Annotated in this window: 20 protein-coding genes and 1 riboswitch; of the genes, 8 read left to right on the top strand and 12 right to left on the bottom strand. The window is 41.1% G+C overall.

The window, feature by feature from the left end; genetic code table 11:
- Positions 1 to 43: 43 nt before the first annotated feature.
- Entirely contained in the window at positions 44 to 973 is a 930-nt protein-coding gene (locus AC3ISB_RS05435) for a manganese-dependent inorganic pyrophosphatase (protein WP_480339925.1), read from the bottom strand.
- A gap of 293 nt (positions 974 to 1266) precedes the next feature.
- A riboswitch (cobalamin riboswitch) is annotated at positions 1267 to 1447 on the top strand.
- A 138-nt stretch (positions 1448 to 1585) separates the two neighbouring features.
- Between AC3ISB_RS05435 and AC3ISB_RS05430 the strand changes: the two genes are divergently transcribed.
- The 4 genes from AC3ISB_RS05430 (at position 1586) to AC3ISB_RS05415 (ending at position 5679) form a co-directional block, all read left to right on the top strand.
- The gene (locus tag AC3ISB_RS05430; protein ID WP_098372567.1) at positions 1586 to 3883 is read left to right on the top strand and encodes a ribonucleoside-diphosphate reductase subunit alpha; all 2298 of its coding nucleotides are present in this window, start codon (positions 1586 to 1588) and stop codon (positions 3881 to 3883) included.
- Positions 3884 to 3928: 45 nt separating this feature from the next.
- Positions 3929 to 4981, top strand: a complete 1053-nt coding sequence (locus tag AC3ISB_RS05425; RefSeq protein WP_098372568.1) for a ribonucleotide-diphosphate reductase subunit beta — start codon at positions 3929 to 3931, stop codon at positions 4979 to 4981.
- On the top strand, positions 4953 to 5390 hold the full coding sequence (locus tag AC3ISB_RS05420) for a flavodoxin domain-containing protein (RefSeq protein ID WP_098372569.1): 438 nt from the start codon (positions 4953 to 4955) through the stop codon (positions 5388 to 5390). Before AC3ISB_RS05425 ends, AC3ISB_RS05420 begins: the two co-directional genes overlap by 29 nt.
- A 121-nt stretch (positions 5391 to 5511) precedes the next feature.
- Positions 5512 to 5679: a hypothetical protein gene (locus AC3ISB_RS05415; RefSeq protein WP_480339924.1), complete on the top strand. Its 168-nt coding sequence runs from the start codon at positions 5512 to 5514 to the stop codon at positions 5677 to 5679.
- Between the two features lie 41 nt (positions 5680 to 5720).
- On the opposite strand, the gene AC3ISB_RS05410 is transcribed toward AC3ISB_RS05415, so the two are convergent.
- Together AC3ISB_RS05410 and AC3ISB_RS05405 are read right to left on the bottom strand one after the other, a co-directional pair.
- Positions 5721 to 5918, bottom strand: a complete 198-nt coding sequence (locus AC3ISB_RS05410; protein ID WP_028393295.1) for a cold-shock protein — start codon at positions 5916 to 5918, stop codon at positions 5721 to 5723.
- 198 nt (positions 5919 to 6116) lie between these two features.
- Entirely contained in the window at positions 6117 to 6608 is a 492-nt protein-coding gene (locus AC3ISB_RS05405; RefSeq protein WP_076367434.1) for a hypothetical protein, read from the bottom strand.
- Between the two features lie 116 nt (positions 6609 to 6724).
- Between AC3ISB_RS05405 and AC3ISB_RS05400 the strand changes: the two genes are divergently transcribed.
- A complete protein-coding gene (locus AC3ISB_RS05400; RefSeq protein ID WP_480339999.1) occupies positions 6725 to 7204 on the top strand; it encodes a GNAT family N-acetyltransferase in 480 nt (159 codons plus the stop codon).
- Here the strand turns inward: AC3ISB_RS05400 and modB are convergent.
- Positions 7166 to 7819: a molybdate ABC transporter permease subunit gene (modB, locus tag AC3ISB_RS05395; protein ID WP_480339923.1), complete on the bottom strand. Its 654-nt coding sequence runs from the start codon at positions 7817 to 7819 to the stop codon at positions 7166 to 7168. The genes AC3ISB_RS05400 and modB overlap by 39 nt on opposite strands.
- Positions 7820 to 8066: 247 nt before the next feature.
- Here modB and spx point away from each other — a divergent pair, with 247 nt between their 5' ends.
- Complete coding sequence (gene spx, locus AC3ISB_RS05390) at positions 8067 to 8462, top strand: transcriptional regulator Spx (protein ID WP_034314875.1); 396 nt, start codon at positions 8067 to 8069, stop codon at positions 8460 to 8462.
- Between the two features lie 54 nt (positions 8463 to 8516).
- Here spx and AC3ISB_RS05385 read toward each other — a convergent pair whose 3' ends face one another.
- The 5 genes from AC3ISB_RS05385 to AC3ISB_RS05365 form a co-directional block, all read right to left on the bottom strand.
- Complete coding sequence (locus AC3ISB_RS05385; RefSeq protein ID WP_260399655.1) at positions 8517 to 9947, bottom strand: HAMP domain-containing sensor histidine kinase; 1431 nt, start codon at positions 9945 to 9947, stop codon at positions 8517 to 8519.
- The gene (locus AC3ISB_RS05380) at positions 9937 to 10626 is read right to left on the bottom strand and encodes a response regulator transcription factor (protein WP_053534009.1); all 690 of its coding nucleotides are present in this window, start codon (positions 10624 to 10626) and stop codon (positions 9937 to 9939) included. The genes AC3ISB_RS05385 and AC3ISB_RS05380 overlap by 11 nt, the downstream gene beginning before the upstream one ends.
- 274 nt (positions 10627 to 10900) lie before the next feature.
- Entirely contained in the window at positions 10901 to 11824 is a 924-nt protein-coding gene (locus AC3ISB_RS05375; protein ID WP_489275766.1) for a cation diffusion facilitator family transporter, read from the bottom strand.
- A gap of 208 nt (positions 11825 to 12032) precedes the next feature.
- A complete protein-coding gene (locus AC3ISB_RS05370) occupies positions 12033 to 12173 on the bottom strand; it encodes a hypothetical protein (protein WP_489275764.1) in 141 nt (46 codons plus the stop codon).
- Positions 12174 to 12271: 98 nt separating this feature from the next.
- Complete coding sequence (locus AC3ISB_RS05365; protein ID WP_144526860.1) at positions 12272 to 13015, bottom strand: metallophosphoesterase family protein; 744 nt, start codon at positions 13013 to 13015, stop codon at positions 12272 to 12274.
- 216 nt (positions 13016 to 13231) lie between these two features.
- Between AC3ISB_RS05365 and AC3ISB_RS05360 the strand changes: the two genes are divergently transcribed.
- Complete coding sequence (locus AC3ISB_RS05360; RefSeq protein WP_098372575.1) at positions 13232 to 13375, top strand: YjcZ family sporulation protein; 144 nt, start codon at positions 13232 to 13234, stop codon at positions 13373 to 13375.
- A 45-nt stretch (positions 13376 to 13420) separates the two neighbouring features.
- On the opposite strand, the gene AC3ISB_RS05355 is transcribed toward AC3ISB_RS05360, so the two are convergent.
- Together AC3ISB_RS05355 and AC3ISB_RS05350 are read right to left on the bottom strand one after the other, a co-directional pair.
- Complete coding sequence (locus tag AC3ISB_RS05355) at positions 13421 to 14032, bottom strand: DedA family protein (RefSeq protein ID WP_076367448.1); 612 nt, start codon at positions 14030 to 14032, stop codon at positions 13421 to 13423.
- Between the two features lie 331 nt (positions 14033 to 14363).
- Positions 14364 to 15329 carry an NAD(P)H-dependent flavin oxidoreductase gene (locus tag AC3ISB_RS05350; protein ID WP_489275762.1) on the bottom strand — a complete coding sequence of 322 codons (966 nt, stop codon included), beginning with the start codon at positions 15327 to 15329 and terminating at the stop codon, positions 14364 to 14366.
- A 79-nt stretch (positions 15330 to 15408) separates the two neighbouring features.
- Between AC3ISB_RS05350 and AC3ISB_RS05345 the strand changes: the two genes are divergently transcribed.
- A complete protein-coding gene (locus AC3ISB_RS05345; protein ID WP_098372577.1) occupies positions 15409 to 15921 on the top strand; it encodes a gamma carbonic anhydrase family protein in 513 nt (170 codons plus the stop codon).
- A gap of 76 nt (positions 15922 to 15997) precedes the next feature.
- Here the strand turns inward: AC3ISB_RS05345 and paaX are convergent, their stop codons facing one another.
- Complete coding sequence (gene paaX / locus AC3ISB_RS05340; RefSeq protein ID WP_098372643.1) at positions 15998 to 16879, bottom strand: phenylacetic acid degradation operon negative regulatory protein PaaX; 882 nt, start codon at positions 16877 to 16879, stop codon at positions 15998 to 16000.
- Positions 16880 to 16916 lie beyond the last annotated feature (37 nt).

Here is a 16916-nt window from a genome sequence, read left to right as displayed (position 1 = left end):
AAAAAGGATGCCCATGTTTTTAATGAGCATCCCTTCTACTGTATTATTTGCTGAATACGTCCGTTAAGACCGGCACGATTTGTTTTTTACGCGATACAACGCCTTCTAAGACGGCGATGTTATTATTTAATGAAACGTCGTATGCTTTTTCCACTGCATAAGCTGCTTTACCAAGAGCCAAGGCAACAGAATCATTAGTCAAGATATCCGTTACGACAAATAGGAATAAGTCCAATTCCTTCTCAGCAATAACCGCTTCAATCGCCGCTTCCAATTCTGCTTGCTTAGCAAGGACTTCGGTCGGATCTACAGCATTGACCTGTGCTATCTCCACTTTAGCCATTCCCATGGAGAATTCCTTTGCATCAAGAGTGATAAGCTGGGCAATCGTTTTGTCGCTCAAGTCAGCTCCAGCTTTCAACATTTCTAAGCCGTATGTTTCAGCGTCGACTCCCGCAATGGCAGCCAGTTCCATTGCTGCTGCAACGTCTTGCTCCGTGCATGTAGGAGATTTGAACAATAACGAATCGGAAATGATGGCAGACAACATAAGACCTGCGATTGCTTTAGGGACTTCAATGCCGTTTTCTTTATAAATTTTATTTAAAATGGTTGCCGTACATCCAACTGGTTCCGCACGGTAATATAGTGGATCGCTTGTTTCAAAGTTAGCGATACGGTGATGGTCGATAACTTCCAACACACGGACTTGGTCAATATCTTCAGCACTTTGCTGGCGTTCGTTATGATCGACCAGGATTACGCCTTCAGCTTCCCCTGCAACTTTTTCCACAAGGCGGGGAGCTTCGAATTTGAATTGGTCCAATGCATATTGAGTTTCACCATTTACTTCACCCAGACGAACTGGTTCAGCGTTGATACCTAACTGCTTTTTCAGGTCTGCATAAGCGATTGCTGAACAGATTGTGTCTGTATCCGGGTTTTTATGTCCAAAAACTAATACTTTTTCCAAGATTTTATCCCCTTTTTCTTAAATATTTTTCCGCGAATCCCCTCATTGCAATAAGGGAGAGCCACCTTTACTAGACAATTTATTTTAACACAAAATCGCGTAAAATCAGCGCTTGAATTACCCATTCCCCAATAAAATCTTTCATTCCTTCACACTCTGCCATCACTTTGTCAATAGATAAGGATTGGTTTTTTTCAAATATATTAGTTGAATTATCATCGTATATGGCTTACGATAATATAAGCAGAAATACTAGATATTGATTATACAAACATTAACAATAACTATATATAGAATTTTTTATAATCCAAGGTGCCAGTGATGGCTGAAAAGGGAATCCGGTGTAAACCCGGAACTGTCCCCGCAACTGTAAATGTGACGAAATGAGATACCCACTGTATAGCTCTCAATACGGGAAGGACTCAAAGTAGGGTGATCATGAGTCAGGAGACCTGCCTTGAATTTTTCACGTTTCTTATTCTTCGGGGATTGAGATGATGAAACGATAGTTTAACGGCTATTTTTTCATGGCTCTTTTATTCTATCGTTTGATCCGCTCAATTCATTGGGCGGTTTTTTTATTTTAGCGGAAGTTAACAAGGAGGATCATTAATGACTCAAACATATAACTCTACCATAAGTGAAAATGACACAGAAACGAAATCCATCCAGCTCGAGATGTTATCAAAGGAATTCGAAGGCCATCTCGATATGGAGAAGTTCAAAAAGCGTTTTACAAAATGGCTAGATCGCAAAAGTGACTCAACCGAAGAACAGGCATCAAGAAAACTGATTCAGCTCGCTCTTGAAAGTGTGGATATCGATGCTCCGGATTGGACGTTCGTTGCTGCAGCAGAACTGTTGAATACAATGTATAGGGATGCACAAGCCAATCGAGGTTATGAAGGTATGAGTTATGGCCCATTCTATGAGCTGATCACGGAACTCTCCCAGCTTTCAGAAGGTCAGCGTTATCCCATTTATAAACCAGAACTGCTATCTTCATATACGAAAGCGGAAATTGAGGAATTGGGTTCGGTGATCGACCCGGAAAAAGATAAATTATTCTCTTACATAGGCATCTACTTATTGAACGACCGCTATCTAGCCCGCCCACAAAAGGATAAGGTCTACGAACTGCCACAAGAACGTTTCATGATCATCGCGATGGAAATCATGCGATTGGAAAAAACGGAGCACCGCCTGCAACTTATAAAAGAAGCATACTGGGCCATGTCCAATCTTTATATGACCGTTGCGACTCCTACACTCTCCAATGCAGGTAAAACACATGGACAGTTAAGCTCTTGCTTTATCGACGCAATTGAAGATTCCATTGACGGAATCTACCTATCAAACTACGATGCGGCAAAAGTATCTAAATTTGGCGGCGGTGTCGGTCTTTACGTCGGTAAGGTTCGCTCGCTTGGTTCTGATATCCGGGGTTTCTCTGGAAACAGTTCCGGCACGACTCCCTGGATTCGACTATTCAACCAGACAGCGGTAAGTGTCGATCAATTGGGTCAACGTAAAGGTGCCATCGCGATTTACTTGGATGTCTGGCATAAAGATATCATGAGCTTCCTCGATTTGAAGACACAAAACGGAGATGACAGATTAAAAGCCCATGATATTTTTACAGGTGTATGTATACCCGATTTATTCATGGAAGCTGTACGCGACAGAAAAGAATGGTATCTTTTCGATCCGCATACCGTTAAGCAAACCCTTGGATTTTCACTTGAAGATCTTTATGACGAGAAGAAAGGCGAAGGAAGCTTCAGGAATCATTATGCACTTGCTGTCGAGGCCGCAGAAAATGGCAGGCTTCCAAACTATAGCTTTGAAAAAATCAATGCGATGGACATCATGAAAAGCATCATGATTTCTCAATTAGAAGAAGGCGTACCGTATATGTTCTACCGTGATGAAGTGAATCGGAAGAATCCCAATAAACATAAAGGTATGATTTATTGTTCTAACCTTTGCACGGAGATTGCCCAAAACCTAAGCCCTTCGACGATCACGGATGAATATGAAACGGAAGATGGAGATGTTGTTGTGGTTCGTAAAAGCGGCGATTTCGTTGTCTGCAACCTTTCATCCATTAACTTGCCCCGGGCAGTGGGCAGCGATGTTTTGGAAAGATTGATTCCCATTCAGATCCGCATGCTGGATAATGTCATTGATGTGAATAATCTTCCTGTCAAACAAGCATCCATCTCGAACAAACGTTACCGGGCAATTGGTTTAGGAACGTTTGGATGGCATCATTTACTTGCCACGCAGAATATTTATTGGGAATCCGATGAGGCTGTTCACTATGCAGATGCTTTATACGAAAGGATCGCATACTTAACAATCAAGGCATCCAACGAATTGGCCAAGGAAAAAGGATCATACCCATATTTTGAAGGATCTGATTGGCATACAGGGGACTATTTCGAACTGCGTGACTATACAGATCAAAAATGGATGGATTTAAAAGCAGACGTGCAGGAACACGGGACCCGTAATGGCTATTTAATGGCCATTGCCCCGAATTCTTCGACAGCTAAAATCGGTAATTCCACGGATGGAATCGATCCTTTGTATGAAATTGAATTTTACGAAGAAAAGAAAAACTTCAAATTCAAGGTGACCGCGCCAGGCTTGACGCCAAATACGTATGAATATTATAAAAAGACGCGATTTAATTTGGACCAACTGGAAAGCATCAGGCAAAATGCAGCGCGCCAACGCCATATTGACCAAGCAATCAGCTTTAATCTGTATGTACACAATACAATCAAAGCGAAGGTCCTATTGGATATCCATTTAACGGCATGGGAAAGCGGATTGAAATCAACGTATTATGTTCGTTCGACTTCTTCCGAATATGACAATGCCTGCGAAAGCTGTTCAAGTTAACGACAATCATAACCCAGTAATCTATTCTTAAAGGAGTTTTCACGAATGACCAATCATATCAAAAAGATTCGGATGCTCGAACCTACGCATCCAACCAAGGCAACCGGTGTTTTCAAAGGAGAAGCTTCAGGCTTCCTCCTTTGGAACGATATTCAGTATGAAAAATTCTATGATACCTATACACAGCTCATCAATAACTTTTGGAAGCCTTCGAGCGTGAACATGATTCAGGATAAAAAGCAGTGGGGCGAATTGGACGAAGATATCCAGGACGCTTTTCTCGATATCCTTACGATGATTGCTGGAATGGACAGTCTTCAAACGCCCACTTTAGTAGAAATCCTCCGGTACATTAAAGATCCGGCAGCAAAAGCTATCCTGGCCAACATGGCACAGCAGGAATCGATCCATAATGAATCTTATTCCTATATCCTTGCTTCCTTGATTCCTGTAGGCAAGCAAAAACAGCTTTTCGACCGCATTAAAGAACATCCTGAAGTGATTAAGCGTAACCAACCGATCGTTGATGCTTATCAAACGTTCGTGGACGATCCCAGCCCTCAGCATTTATTCGAGGCACTGATCCATTCAACGAACCTTGAAGGGATATATTTCTATCTGGCTTTCGCCTTTTATTATAATTTAGGACGACAAAATTTAATGACTGGTTCCGCTACGATGATATCCTATATTCATCGCGATGAAATGGTCCATTTCGATTTCATTGGAATGCTCGTTCAAATCTTGATGTATGAATATCCTGAGTTAAATAATGAAGAAAACACGAAGTTCATCTATAAAACGATTGAAAAAGCAGTCGAACTCGAAAAAGAATGGTCTGAATATATGCTCGAAGATATCCAAACCAAAGCCGATCTCGATTTGGAAGAATTCAATGAGTACATCGAATATATCGCCAACAAACGGTTACGTATGCTAGGCCTTGAAAATTTGTATAAAGAGTATGGCGAGAATCCGATGCCATGGATCAAAACGTTCGATGATGAATCCATCGGACTTACCAAAACCGATTTCTTCGAACAGAAGTCAAGGACATACAGTCAAGTAAATGCCAGCAATGGGTTCGATGAGCTGTAAAGTTGCCATTGTCTATCATTCTGCCGGCGGCAATACAAAAGCGCTTGCTGAAGCCCTCGCTTCCCTTTTACCTGAAGCTGGACTATATCGAATGAATGAATTCGACATACGCACATTGCCGGATTACGATGCATTGATCGTCGGCACCTATACATGGGGCAATGGGGAGCTTCCTGCTAAATCAGCAGCCTTTTATAAAGAATTGGAACAGTTGCCTATTGCTCATCTGAAAACGGGAGTCTTCGGCACTGGTGAAACCAACTATCATCATTTTTGTGGGGCGGTCGATCATTTCCGGGACATGTTATTTGCCAAGAGCCAGTTATTGGTGACATTGAAGATAGAACAGATGTATCAAGAATCGGACTTGCCCAGACTTCAAAAGTTCGCCTCGCTTTTCCAGGACTGACTGAAAGGGGATATGCGTTTTCGCATATCCCCTTTCAGTGTTTTTTTAAAAAACTTGGCTCCCTCTATCGTAGCAGCGGTAAGCATGAAGTATAATGGAAGAAAAAAGGAGATAATATCCAATGACTGAAAATATAACCCAGTTCCTGCCTATCCTTTTTATGCTTGTGCTTGTCGCATTCATTATATTCATCGTGTTTTTCTTGGCAGGACATTTTAATCGTTCTAAACGGATCGAAGAAAAATTGGACAAAGCATTAAAGGAAATGGCCGAAAAAAAGGAAAAATAAAAAGACTCCAAAATCGGAGTCTTTTTTTTATATGCGTTCAATTATTTTTGAACGTTAGCTGCTTGTGGTCCACGAGCGCCTTGCTCGATTTCGAAAGAAACTTCTTGGCCTTCTTCAAGCGTTTTGAAGCCTTCGCCTTGGATAGCTGAGAAATGTACGAATACATCGTCTTGGCCTTCAACTTCGATGAAACCGAAACCTTTTTCTGCGTTAAACCATTTTACTTTACCTTGTACCATGATAGTTCCTCCTGTGTTTGGAAAAATCCATTTTATTACTATTTTTGGTTCTGGATAATGTTTCAAGAGGAATCCTATTACAGTAAATCCTTCTATCAAACTTATTCCGAACAAAAATAATTACTTATATTATATCATGGGAATTCCTAAAAAAACAAGATTATCACAGTAAATCAACCGACAAATTATCCTAAAATTCTACATATTCCTCTTTTTACTTTGTCGGAAGCCTTCGTCCAATAAGTAGCGCTCCGCCTCTACTGGACTCTCGAAACACTCCTCAAGGTTCGAGCCTGAATACACATTCCATAGCAGGTCTTCCCTTTCAAGTGTAAGCTCTTGCTTTTCAGGGCCAATCCATGTCCCTTCCAACCTAGCGAACTCGTTTTCCTCTTCTTCGAATTCAACCGGAGGTTCAGATAGGTAATCGACGCTTTTTTGGATCAATTCTTTTAATTCCGCTTCATTATAGTCACGAATATTGATAAAACCTTTACGGTCAGTGTCTTTTTTTCTCATATGCCCTGCGTAAACGAATCCATTTCCATTGGGATGCAAGTGCTGAACGACGATCTTTTTCTCCTGGACGCTATCTGGATAATGGAAGTTCACACGTCCCAATGAAACATCTTTTCGCTGTAATTCCGGAAAAGTTTCAATGATGCTCAATTTTTCTTCAAATGTTAACAAATTTCTTCCTCATTTCATTAGTTCATATTGTTTGTCGATTATAACACAGACTGTTTAGAAACAATAATCTCCCTTTTCCATTATAATGTAATGAAAGGGAGTGATAAGATTTGATCATGAAAATTCGGGATCTGGACTCCAATTATGGCCAGCAGCTTTTTAAACTTCAGAAAGAGGCCTATAAGGTGGAAGCGGATATAATCGGTTTTGCCGATATACCTCCTCTATTGGAAACATATGAACAATTCATTCATTGTCATGAAACGTTTTTATGCTACTTAAAGGGTGATGCCTTAGCGGGTGCAATATCTTTTTCAAAAGAGAATGGTCAAATGCTGATTTGCAGAATGGTCGTCCACCCTGATTATTTTCGGCAGGGTATCGCGGATGCACTGTTGCATGCTCTTCAATTACAAGGGGACTGGGAAAAGATATCCGTTTCAACCGGTAAAATGAACCTGCCTGCACGGAACCTTTACGAAAAAAACGGCTTCACACATAAAGCAGACATAGAAGCCTCACCTCACTTTTTCATAAGCATATTCGAGAAAAAACGTTCATTTTATGTATGTCACGATAAAAAGCATAACAAATGAAATGACAATGATTACGGCAACCCATAGCCAGGCTAATGTCATATTCCCCGAGTCCATGGCGATATATATCGCAGTCGGTATGGTTTGTGTCTGTCCGGGAATGTTTCCGGCAAACATGAGTGTCGCTCCGAATTCTCCCAACGCACGAGCAGAACTCAAGATGGCACCTGTGACGATGGATTTCACCGCCAATGGAAGGGATACATTCAGGAATAATCTCCACTCGCCGGCCCCGTCAACCCTTGCTGCATTTTCGATTTCTTCATCTATACCTTCAAAGCCAGTTTTAGCGGATTGGTACATAAGCGGAAACGCTACCACGGTAGATGCAATGACCGCTGCCCACCACGTGAACATCAGGGGCTGATCAAAAACCCTTTCAATGAATTGTCCCGGCACTCCACTCTTGCCAAAAATCACAATCAATAAAAACCCAACGACGGAAGGCGGCAAAACAAGCGGCAATAAAAACGCTGTTTCCAACAGGACCCTTCCCCTGAATTGCTTTTTAGCCATCATTCGCGCCATGATAATTCCTAAAATGAAAACAAGGATACCCGATAGTCCCGCTACTTGTATCGATAGCCTGACTGGTGACCAAAAATCCCCTGTCATGATACTATCCGCACATCACCGTTAAATATCGGCCTATGCAGGTCCTTGTTCCGCATCATTACCCAAACGGCTTCTTTTTCATTAAAGGCAGATTTCATTTCATTTTCTCCCTTTCTTTTTAAAATAACATTTAAGTTTATTTTTCTTGACATCTTGCTGACACAAAGAAACGTTAAAGTAAGAGTATCACAAATATAAAAATAATTTCATTCCAATAAACTTGAAAACTTTGAAGGAGTCGATTTTAATGGTAACAATTTATACTACTCCAAGCAGTCTAGCATGTCGTAAAGCAAAAGCTTGGCTAAAGAAGAACGAAATTTCCTTTAATGAACGCAACCTATATTCCCAACCTCTTTCTATAGAAGAAATAAAAGAGATTTTACGTAAAACGGAAGGCGGGACAGATGAAATCATCTCAACACGTTCCAAAAAATTCAAAAGCCTGAATATCGATATAAATAATACACCACTTAATGATCTATGCAAGCTTATCCAAGATAACCCGGATTTACTTCGCCGGCCAATCATTTTCGACCATAAGAACTTGCATGCAGGATATAATGAAGAAGAAATGGGACGTTTCCTTCCAAGGAAGGTCCGTCATGTACAATTATGGCGTGCAATCAGCCAATTGGCTTAATAGTTAGCGTCACGCATAATAAGAGGGTTGTCCATTACATCGGACAACCCTTTTTTATACCTGATCCGCTTTCTCTATGACAATCGTGAAGGTGGTGCCTTGTTCATCGCTATCCTTAAGCACCAGATCACCCTTTTGCGCTTTTGCGAGCATCTTACTGAATGGCAGTCCCAAACCTAAACCACGTACCTTCAACTTTTTGTTTTCACCTCGATAAAATGGTTCGAACACAAATTGTTGTTCATGTTTTGGGATCCCCCGGCCACTGTCCAGTACATCAAGGCAGATTCGTTCTTCATCCTTTTCATAAAGGTGAATCGCTATTTTCCCTTTGCCATCAAGTGCATGTCTGGCATTATTCAAAAGGTTAATGACGATTTGCTGCATCCGCAATGAATCAATTTGACCAAAGACCGGTTCATCAGGAACTTTTATCTCAAGAGCGAACGCTTGATCATCATCCTGGGTCACCTGCCAGCGATAGGCGATTTCCTTGATGAATATATTGATATTCTCTTTTTGCAGCCGAATTTTAAAAGCACCTGCCGATATGGCATTATAATTGAGTAAATCCTCTATCATACCTTGTAAACGTTGAGTTTCCTTTAAGGAAATATCGAGGAATTCCTTACTTTGCTCTCCCTTGACGACATCATCCTTAACCGCTTGTATCAGTCCGCTAATGGAAGTGACTGGCGTTTTCAAATCATGGGTTACGCCTGCAAGCAATTCCGCCCGCAACTTCTCCATGACCTTCAATCGATTGGTCATTTCCTTAAATGATTCTATCAGTTCATAAATTTCTTCTTCCTTGATTTCCTCTTCCTCTTTGAAATGGATATCATAGTTGCCTTCACGAACCTGGACAGCGGCGTTAGCTACGTCCTGGATGGGACGTGAAATCTGCCTGGAAAGAAAATAAATGACCCCCGTTCCCAGAATCAGTAGGCCTCCAATCATGATCGCCAACAAGCCATGATCTTGGTTGATTTCCTTCAATGCCCCTTCTTCCTGTGCAATGACCACCCAGCCTCTCGTCTCATCATTAAACGTAATGGGGGATTTGACGACATATACTTTGTTGTCGGAAATCTTGACCTTCTGGATTAACTCCGTATTTTTCATGATGACGTCCGGGAGTTTATTTTCATCCGGATCTATATACAATTGTGGCATCGTATATATGATGGTGGCATCGGGATCGACGATATAGATGATTGGCTGTTGGTTCAGATGAAGGATTTTCTCCCTTTCCTCTACAATTTCCGAAAGGATCGGGCCAACGACAATCTGACCATTTTCCTTAATCGCCCGATCGGATGTTTCATCAGCTAAGTACTTAAGAAGGCTAAGCCTATATTCCAAAGCCGTTTTTTCCATCCACCATAAGGAAAAAACAGACAATAAGATCAAACCGGAAATCAAGGTCAATACGTATCTCTTAGTCCAATAGCGTTGTAAAGTGGTTCTTTTTTTAGTTTTCATAGACACTCAATTGATACCCCAATCCACGCAATGTTTTTATTTCCCCCTCAGTTACAGGCCATGCATCTATCGCCTTCCTGATCCGTTTGATCGCCAGGTCCACCGCCCGGTCACTGCCGTCATAATCCATGCCCCACACTTGGTCGAGCAGCTGTTCTCTCGTGAAAATTTGATTAGGGTGCTTAGCGAAAAAAACGAGCAGCGACAGATCACGCGGCGTCAAGTTTATCTCTTCCCCATTCAAATGCACCATATAAGACAGATCATCGATGGTTAAACTCCCAAACTCATGTACATGACCATCTTCCGTAACAACCGATGAGGATCTTCTTAAAACGGCATGCACCCGGGCCACGACTTCTTCGGCAACGAAGGGTTTGGAGATGTAATCATCCGCACCTGACTTAAATCCCGATAATCTGTAATCGACATCTGTCAGTGCAGTCAGCATGATAACCGGACATGTATCGTCCTCCCGAATTTCCTTCAATATATCCCAGCCTTCCTTACCCGGCAGCATGACATCAAGCAGGACAAGGTCTGGCTTCGTTTCTTCAAACACTGGAATGGCCTTTAGCCCATCGTAAACTTGGACTACATCAAAACCTTCCCGCTCCAAATATGCTTTCAATACCATCGATATGGCGATTTCATCTTCTACTACAAGAATTTTCTTCATTTATGGATTCCTCCTTCCTGAATTATAGTGGAATCATTTTGTATATGCTAACCATTAAAACTCCAAGCATTTTCCCTCAATCTTACCCTTTTTATGTGTCAGGATTATGTTCGCAGTAAAATTAACCGATGTTTTCACTTAGCTAATTATGTGCAAGTGATCTCGATTCATTTTAACAGGAATGCTGCTAAATGGTCGTAAAAATCATTCAGGAAAAACTATGATTTTCTTATTAAACTTTTAAGAGGCTGGCTCTATACTGAGCCAGCCCTTTTCAATTACAAGTCTCGTGTGGATTGGGACAGCCCGCTTCCTGTCTTTCCACTTGGATCGTGCTATGTTCGATCCCAAACCGATCGTGAAGTAGTTTTTGCGCTTCTGCCAATACTGAATCGTGATTACCGCTCTCATCTATGACAACATGGCAGCTCATTGTCAAAAAACCAGAGGTGATCGTCCAGATATGGAGATCATGGACATCGGATACTCCGACCAATCCCATCAAGGATGCTTTCATTTCATCCATATCGACTTGGTCTGGTGTGCCCTCCATCAAGATATGAAAAGAATCCCTCACTACCCTAAAACCGCTGATAATAATTAAAATCGCGACTATGACGCTCGCAATCGGATCTGCAATTCCCCAATCGAAAAAATAAATTAAGAGGGCGGCCGCAATGGCACCCACAGATCCAAGCATATCACCAATAACATGTAAAAAAGCACTCCGTACATTCAGATTGTCTTCCTTATCTCCGCTCATTAAAATCCAGGCCGCAATGATATTAACAAGTAAGCCGATGATTGAAATCATCAGCATTCCCAAGCTTTGCACCTCAGGGGGATCCAGGAACCTCTTAATTGCCTCTACAAAAATGAATACGGATATTACGATCAAGGTCAATCCATTCAAACAAGCAGCAATGATTTCAAACCGTTTATATCCAAACGATTTGGAAGATGTCGCTTTTCTCTCCCCCAACCTTATCGCTGTATAACTAAGTCCTAAAGCTGCCGCATCGCTAAGCATGTGACCTGCATCCGACAGTAAAGCCAAACTATTTGTCAAGAAACCACCAATGACCTCGACTATCATAAAAGTGGAGATTAATAAGAAAGATGCCAACAATGCTTTTTTATTATTAGAATGGTGGTGTCCGTGCCCATGATCATGGGAGTGACCATGATGATGTCCCATGCCATCCCTCCTCTCGGATTTGAAACTTATATATAGTATGGGATAAATCCAGAATGGTTTCAAATGATTCATTTCCAGGATTCACTGGAAGAAAAAGGGTGATGAAAACAAGCAGGACGAGACGTTGTTCGAAAAACCAAAATTCTGCCTTCAACCATTACAAAGTAAAAATAAACGCTACAGACCTTTCCTGCAGCGCTTTTCCCGTTTATCTATCCTCTTGCATCGTATCATCGACAATGGCGTACAGATCCTTATTAAACAATTCATCATTACAGACAAGACTATGCCGTTCCATCTCTTCCTGCTCTTGACTTACCTGTTCCTGTTCCAGTTCCTTTTCCTTCATAACGTACCTCCAGCATCATGATGTTTGCCTATTATCGTATCCACAGGCATGTACCTTTATGCTCAACATTTTCCCATACTTCCTCATTTATAAACGTATTAGGCCTGCTGCCCGCCATGGAAGGCACGTATAATGAATTCATGCTCTGGAACTTGTAAACTTTGATACGATAACAGGAACGATGTATTATCATAGGCGACTTTTTCAAGCTTTACCTGTATACCGGTATTTTCAATCGTAACAATGGCATAAGGAGCAATTGGTTCACTATTGCAGCCAAGAGAACCAGGGTTCAGGAATATCGTTCGGTCATTTTTAAAGAGGTGGATAGGATGATGATGTCCAAACCCTATTAAATCGTGATGCTGATCTTTGAAAAGCATTTCTAAGTTATTTAAATTCGGTTCAACTATTTTACTAAATGGATTTTGGCTTATGTGCTCATCCAATTTCTTCGATTCCATGTGATAATGGGTGAAGTAAACGGAGTGATCATTAATGATATGATGTATGGTTCGAGGCAATTTTCCCAATTCATTTATGAATTTCCGCTGCATCCTTTCAGCTATCCATTCATGATGCTCCTTTACATGAATATGACCGTCCGGATGCGGCTCCCCGTTAATGATGGCCAGAACAGCTTCATCATGATTTCCAGTTATCATCGATAAATCATTTCTTGAAAATAAAAGTTCAAGGACTTCATTTGTATCAGGGCCAATCCCGACCATATCTCCCAAACAATAGAGACGATCTATATCTTCCCTTTGATCAATATCCCTAAGAACGGCTTTTAACGCTGAAGCATTTCCATGCACATCCGTTATAATGGCAACTTTCATGACTTAGTTCAGCTCCCTTCCCCCACAATCCACATGGTATATTATAACATTTAAAACGAAATCAAAAAAATATTCGGGCTTATTTCCCCTTATTGCGCACGCCCATTTTTTATGAATAAGCAAACACTTCGGCCTAGAATACATAGTATGAAGTATTCCCGGTAAAGATGTTTTGCTAGGTATGTAATTCATAATATGTATTGAGGAGGAAATCAAATGGGTGGACATTGTAACGATCGTTGCGACGACGGCTTTGGCGGTTTCGATAACGGATTTGCATTGCTGATTGTATTATTCATCTTGTTGATCATCATCGGAAGCAGTTGGGGATTCGGCGGCGGCTTCGGTGGATGCTGCTAATAATGACATAAATCAAAAAGGCGCCTGATCAAGGCGCCTTCTTTGTTATGAATTGACTTTTAGTTTTTGTCTTTGCTTTTGTTTTTGAGTCTTCATAATGAACCAAATGATTATAAGTGCGATTGGGATAAGCAAGAAATTCGCATATTGTGAAAAGATGGCTCCTGCCTGCTCCCATCTCGGTCCTAACTTATACCCTAGATAAACATAAACGCTAGTAACAGGAAGCATCGCCATATAGGTATATAAAATGAATTTCCAAATACTCATTTTCAATATCCCGCATGGCAGCGAAACGGCGGTACGAATTCCTGGTACAAACCGTCCAAAAAAGGCAATTCCCCCACCAAACCTTTCAAAGAATCGGTCAGCCTTATTCAACTGCTCATCTTTGATCAAAAAGTATTTCCCGAACTTTAATACAAGCGGTCTCCCGCCATACTTGCCTAAAGCATAAAGCGTCAATGGGCCCGTTACCCCACCAAACGAACCGGCAAGAATAGTCAAGTATAAATTCATATCACCTTGATAAACCCAGTATCCAGCTAGTGGCAAAACTATTTCAGCAGGAATGAATTCAAAAGTCAAAGCTAACAACACACCGAAATAGGATAAAGATTTAAACGCTTCAATCATATCCATTATTAAAGTTTCCATTGAGGTTTCCCCTTTTCCAACTTTTATTACATATAAAAGGCGTGCTCCCAGATTGATTCTGGGCACCCCTTGATTTCAAAAAGGACATTCTCCATTGTATCACAAGTTCAATCACATTTTTCCAAAATGTTATCCTAAAACAATGTACCTTATGGAGTCCATTTTATGTTATCGGGCTATTCACATAAGATTTCAGATTGTATGAAGAATGATCATATAATTTCAGATGGTCCAGAAATGAAAAAAGCTTGAGGACGAATTTACCTCAAGCTTTCGGTAGTTTACCAAGGAATAAACCCATGAACTAATGACAAGATGGACCCCTCCGCTCTCAAATCATAAAAGGGGCAGAGAGCCTGCTCAATCCATCCTCCATTTGTTTTTTCGCATCTTTCATCATGCCATCAAGTAATTCCTTAACAGTGGGTATATCGTCAATCAATCCGGCTACCTGGCCGCTGTTCATGAATCCATTGTTAACATCCCCGTTCATCGCCCCATTAATATGATAGACTTCAGAGGTCATTTCACGATAATTCACAGGAGACAGTCCCTGTTTTTCCAAACCCAGGACCTTCTCGGTATATGGGTCCTTCAATACTCTTCTGACCTGGCCAAATGTTCTTCCCAAAATTACCGTATCATTGCCCATCGCTTCGATTAGTTTCTGCTTATATGACGGATGGAACGGCGCTTCTTGTGTAGCGATCAGCCTGGTTCCTAATTGGACTCCTGAAGCCCCCAGCATCAATGCAGCTGCCAAACCCTGCCCATTGCCTATTCCGCCAGCTGCCAAAACTGGAAGCGTCACATGCTTGCTGATTTGCGGAATGAGTGTAAAGGTCGTCATTTCCAGGTTCGAATTGATGCCGGCAGCTTCAAACCCTTCTGCGACCAACACATCAGCCCCTGCAGCTTGCGCTTTTTGCGCGTGCTTGACCGACGCAACGATGGCGATCACTTTTACATTCTTTTTTTGAAATAATGGAATGAAAGGGGCAGGATTTCCTGCAGATAAGGAAACTACAGGTATATCATGCTTCAGGACAAGATTCACTAACTCATCAGTATATGGACTAACGTTTATTGGAATGTTCAACGCAAAATTGTTATTGGTTTTATCTTTGGTTTCGAGAATGATTGCTTCTACCTGTTCAGGATTCATGGTACCGCACCCTATTGTCCCAAGTCCCCCTGCATTGGATACTGCAGCTGCAAGACTTGCATTGCTTATATTCCCCATGCCGCCTTGTATAATAGGATATTTTATCGCAAAAAGTTCACAAATATATTTCACTTTCATCCCTCCCTGTCAATTTAATGTTATACTATATTCATTAGAAAAACAATTCTGACTTTTCAAAAGGAGCGAGACTATGATTATACCGTATAATAATAAAAAACCATCCATTGATGATACTGTTTTCGTGGCACCTGGCGCTCATTTAATCGGTGATATTGCGATTGGGAAAGACTCTACCATTTGGTTTAATGCCGTACTCCGCGGTGATGAAGATTCAATTACAATAGGTGAAAAATGCAGTATACAAGATAACTCGACCATTCATTTATTTGAAGGATGCCCGGTTGTCATTGAAGACGAAGTGACGGTTGGTCACAATGTTATCCTGCATGGCTGTAAAATAGGCAAACGATCCATTATTGGAATGGGTTCAACGATATTGGATAATGTAGAGATCGGCGAAGAGTGCATCATCGGAGCGAACACATTGATTTCCTCTGGCAAAATCATACCCCCACGTTCACTGGTTATTGGTTCCCCGGGGAAAGTGGTCCGCAGATTGAATAATAAAGATCTTGAATTGATCCAACTTTCTATCGATACATATGTTCAAAAAGGGAAAGACTTCAAAGGGATACTTGATTAACTATTGCAGAAGTCGAAAATGATAATGTGAAAAGAGCTTCTGCAAGTCGTCATTAGCGACTGGCTGAAGCTCTTTTTCACTTAATGATAAGTGGATGATCCTTGGCATCATAGGTTTCGTCTTTCCGGCATAAATCATTATTTTCCTGAAATACGCTTTCAAAGAAACGGCTTGCTGGTTCAGCCAAGACTTGATAATACTGGCTAAATAAAAGAGCAGCATGATTCCCATTCCACTTTGAAGGCAGAAGTTCCTTTGGCAGGCCCGGATCGATAAATAAAAACTTACGGTATTCATGCACCAAGTTCGTTCGTTCCACAAAACAATCGGCATCGGACATTTCGCCCCTGTTAATGATGCTTTGATGAACGATGAATTGTTTGCTGTATTTCTCGATGAATTCTTCATATTTATTTTCAATCTCTTCCAAATGCCAGCTTTTCTCTACAAGCGATTGGTTTTCTTTTGGACCTTTGTACTCCGATATGAAAAAATCAACATATTCATTGATGTCATATTTCTCTATCAAGCGATTGATTTGTTTCTCCAAATCATTAGGGGAAATCCAGCAACCACTTGAAAAACTGCCAAACCCGCTCCATAATAATTCTTTACGGAGATCATCCCGTAATTGCCGCTTATCTTCAGGGATCGTGTACATTAAGATACGCCATTTACCGTCCCATTCATTCGGTTTCATCTTATATATGCGATTGGCCGCTTCATCCATTCTCTGCACACCGCGATCAGTCAAAAAGTAATAGCTTTTATTTCCCTGCTTCTCTGACTGAATCCATCCTTGCTTGACCATTCGTGAAACGGCTACACGTACACCCTGCTCATTATGACCGAATTCCTTCAATAAACGAATTAAACTGCCTATCCAGATTTTATTTCCATAGTTACGGATATAATCGCCGTATATCGTAAAAATCATGGATTGAGTGTTAGTACCTATCTTTCTCACCTCGCCCTTACATTGTTACTATTTTCAC

The organism is Peribacillus sp. GL_122 (assembly GCF_057835005.1).
Note: the sequence above shows the minus strand (reverse complement) of the source record. Positions and strands in the feature narration are given on the sequence as shown.

What these genes read in the sequence shown, in the direction of transcription:
- AC3ISB_RS05355 (WP_076367448.1), bottom strand. Translation starts at nt 14,032, where the DNA reads ATGGAAACTTTAATAATGGATATGATTGAAGCGTTTAAATCTTTATCC.
- AC3ISB_RS05345 (WP_098372577.1), top strand. Translation starts at nt 15,409, where the DNA reads ATGATTATACCGTATAATAATAAAAAACCATCCATTGATGATACTGTT.
- AC3ISB_RS05365 (WP_144526860.1), bottom strand. Translation starts at nt 13,015, where the DNA reads ATGAAAGTTGCCATTATAACGGATGTGCATGGAAATGCTTCAGCGTTA.
- AC3ISB_RS05410 (WP_028393295.1), bottom strand. Translation starts at nt 5,918, where the DNA reads ATGGTACAAGGTAAAGTAAAATGGTTTAACGCAGAAAAAGGTTTCGGT.
- spx (WP_034314875.1), top strand. Translation starts at nt 8,067, where the DNA reads ATGGTAACAATTTATACTACTCCAAGCAGTCTAGCATGTCGTAAAGCA.
- AC3ISB_RS05360 (WP_098372575.1), top strand. Translation starts at nt 13,232, where the DNA reads ATGGGTGGACATTGTAACGATCGTTGCGACGACGGCTTTGGCGGTTTC.
- AC3ISB_RS05425 (WP_098372568.1), top strand. Translation starts at nt 3,929, where the DNA reads ATGACCAATCATATCAAAAAGATTCGGATGCTCGAACCTACGCATCCA.
- AC3ISB_RS05400 (WP_480339999.1), top strand. Translation starts at nt 6,725, where the DNA reads ATGAAAATTCGGGATCTGGACTCCAATTATGGCCAGCAGCTTTTTAAA.
- AC3ISB_RS05430 (WP_098372567.1), top strand. Translation starts at nt 1,586, where the DNA reads ATGACTCAAACATATAACTCTACCATAAGTGAAAATGACACAGAAACG.
- AC3ISB_RS05385 (WP_260399655.1), bottom strand. Translation starts at nt 9,947, where the DNA reads ATGAAAACTAAAAAAAGAACCACTTTACAACGCTATTGGACTAAGAGA.
- modB (WP_480339923.1), bottom strand. Translation starts at nt 7,819, where the DNA reads ATGACAGGGGATTTTTGGTCACCAGTCAGGCTATCGATACAAGTAGCG.
- AC3ISB_RS05380 (WP_053534009.1), bottom strand. Translation starts at nt 10,626, where the DNA reads ATGAAGAAAATTCTTGTAGTAGAAGATGAAATCGCCATATCGATGGTA.
- AC3ISB_RS05370 (WP_489275764.1), bottom strand. Translation starts at nt 12,173, where the DNA reads ATGAAGGAAAAGGAACTGGAACAGGAACAGGTAAGTCAAGAGCAGGAA.
- AC3ISB_RS05415 (WP_480339924.1), top strand. Translation starts at nt 5,512, where the DNA reads ATGACTGAAAATATAACCCAGTTCCTGCCTATCCTTTTTATGCTTGTG.
- AC3ISB_RS05375 (WP_489275766.1), bottom strand. Translation starts at nt 11,824, where the DNA reads ATGGGACATCATCATGGTCACTCCCATGATCATGGGCACGGACACCAC.
- AC3ISB_RS05420 (WP_098372569.1), top strand. Translation starts at nt 4,953, where the DNA reads ATGCCAGCAATGGGTTCGATGAGCTGTAAAGTTGCCATTGTCTATCAT.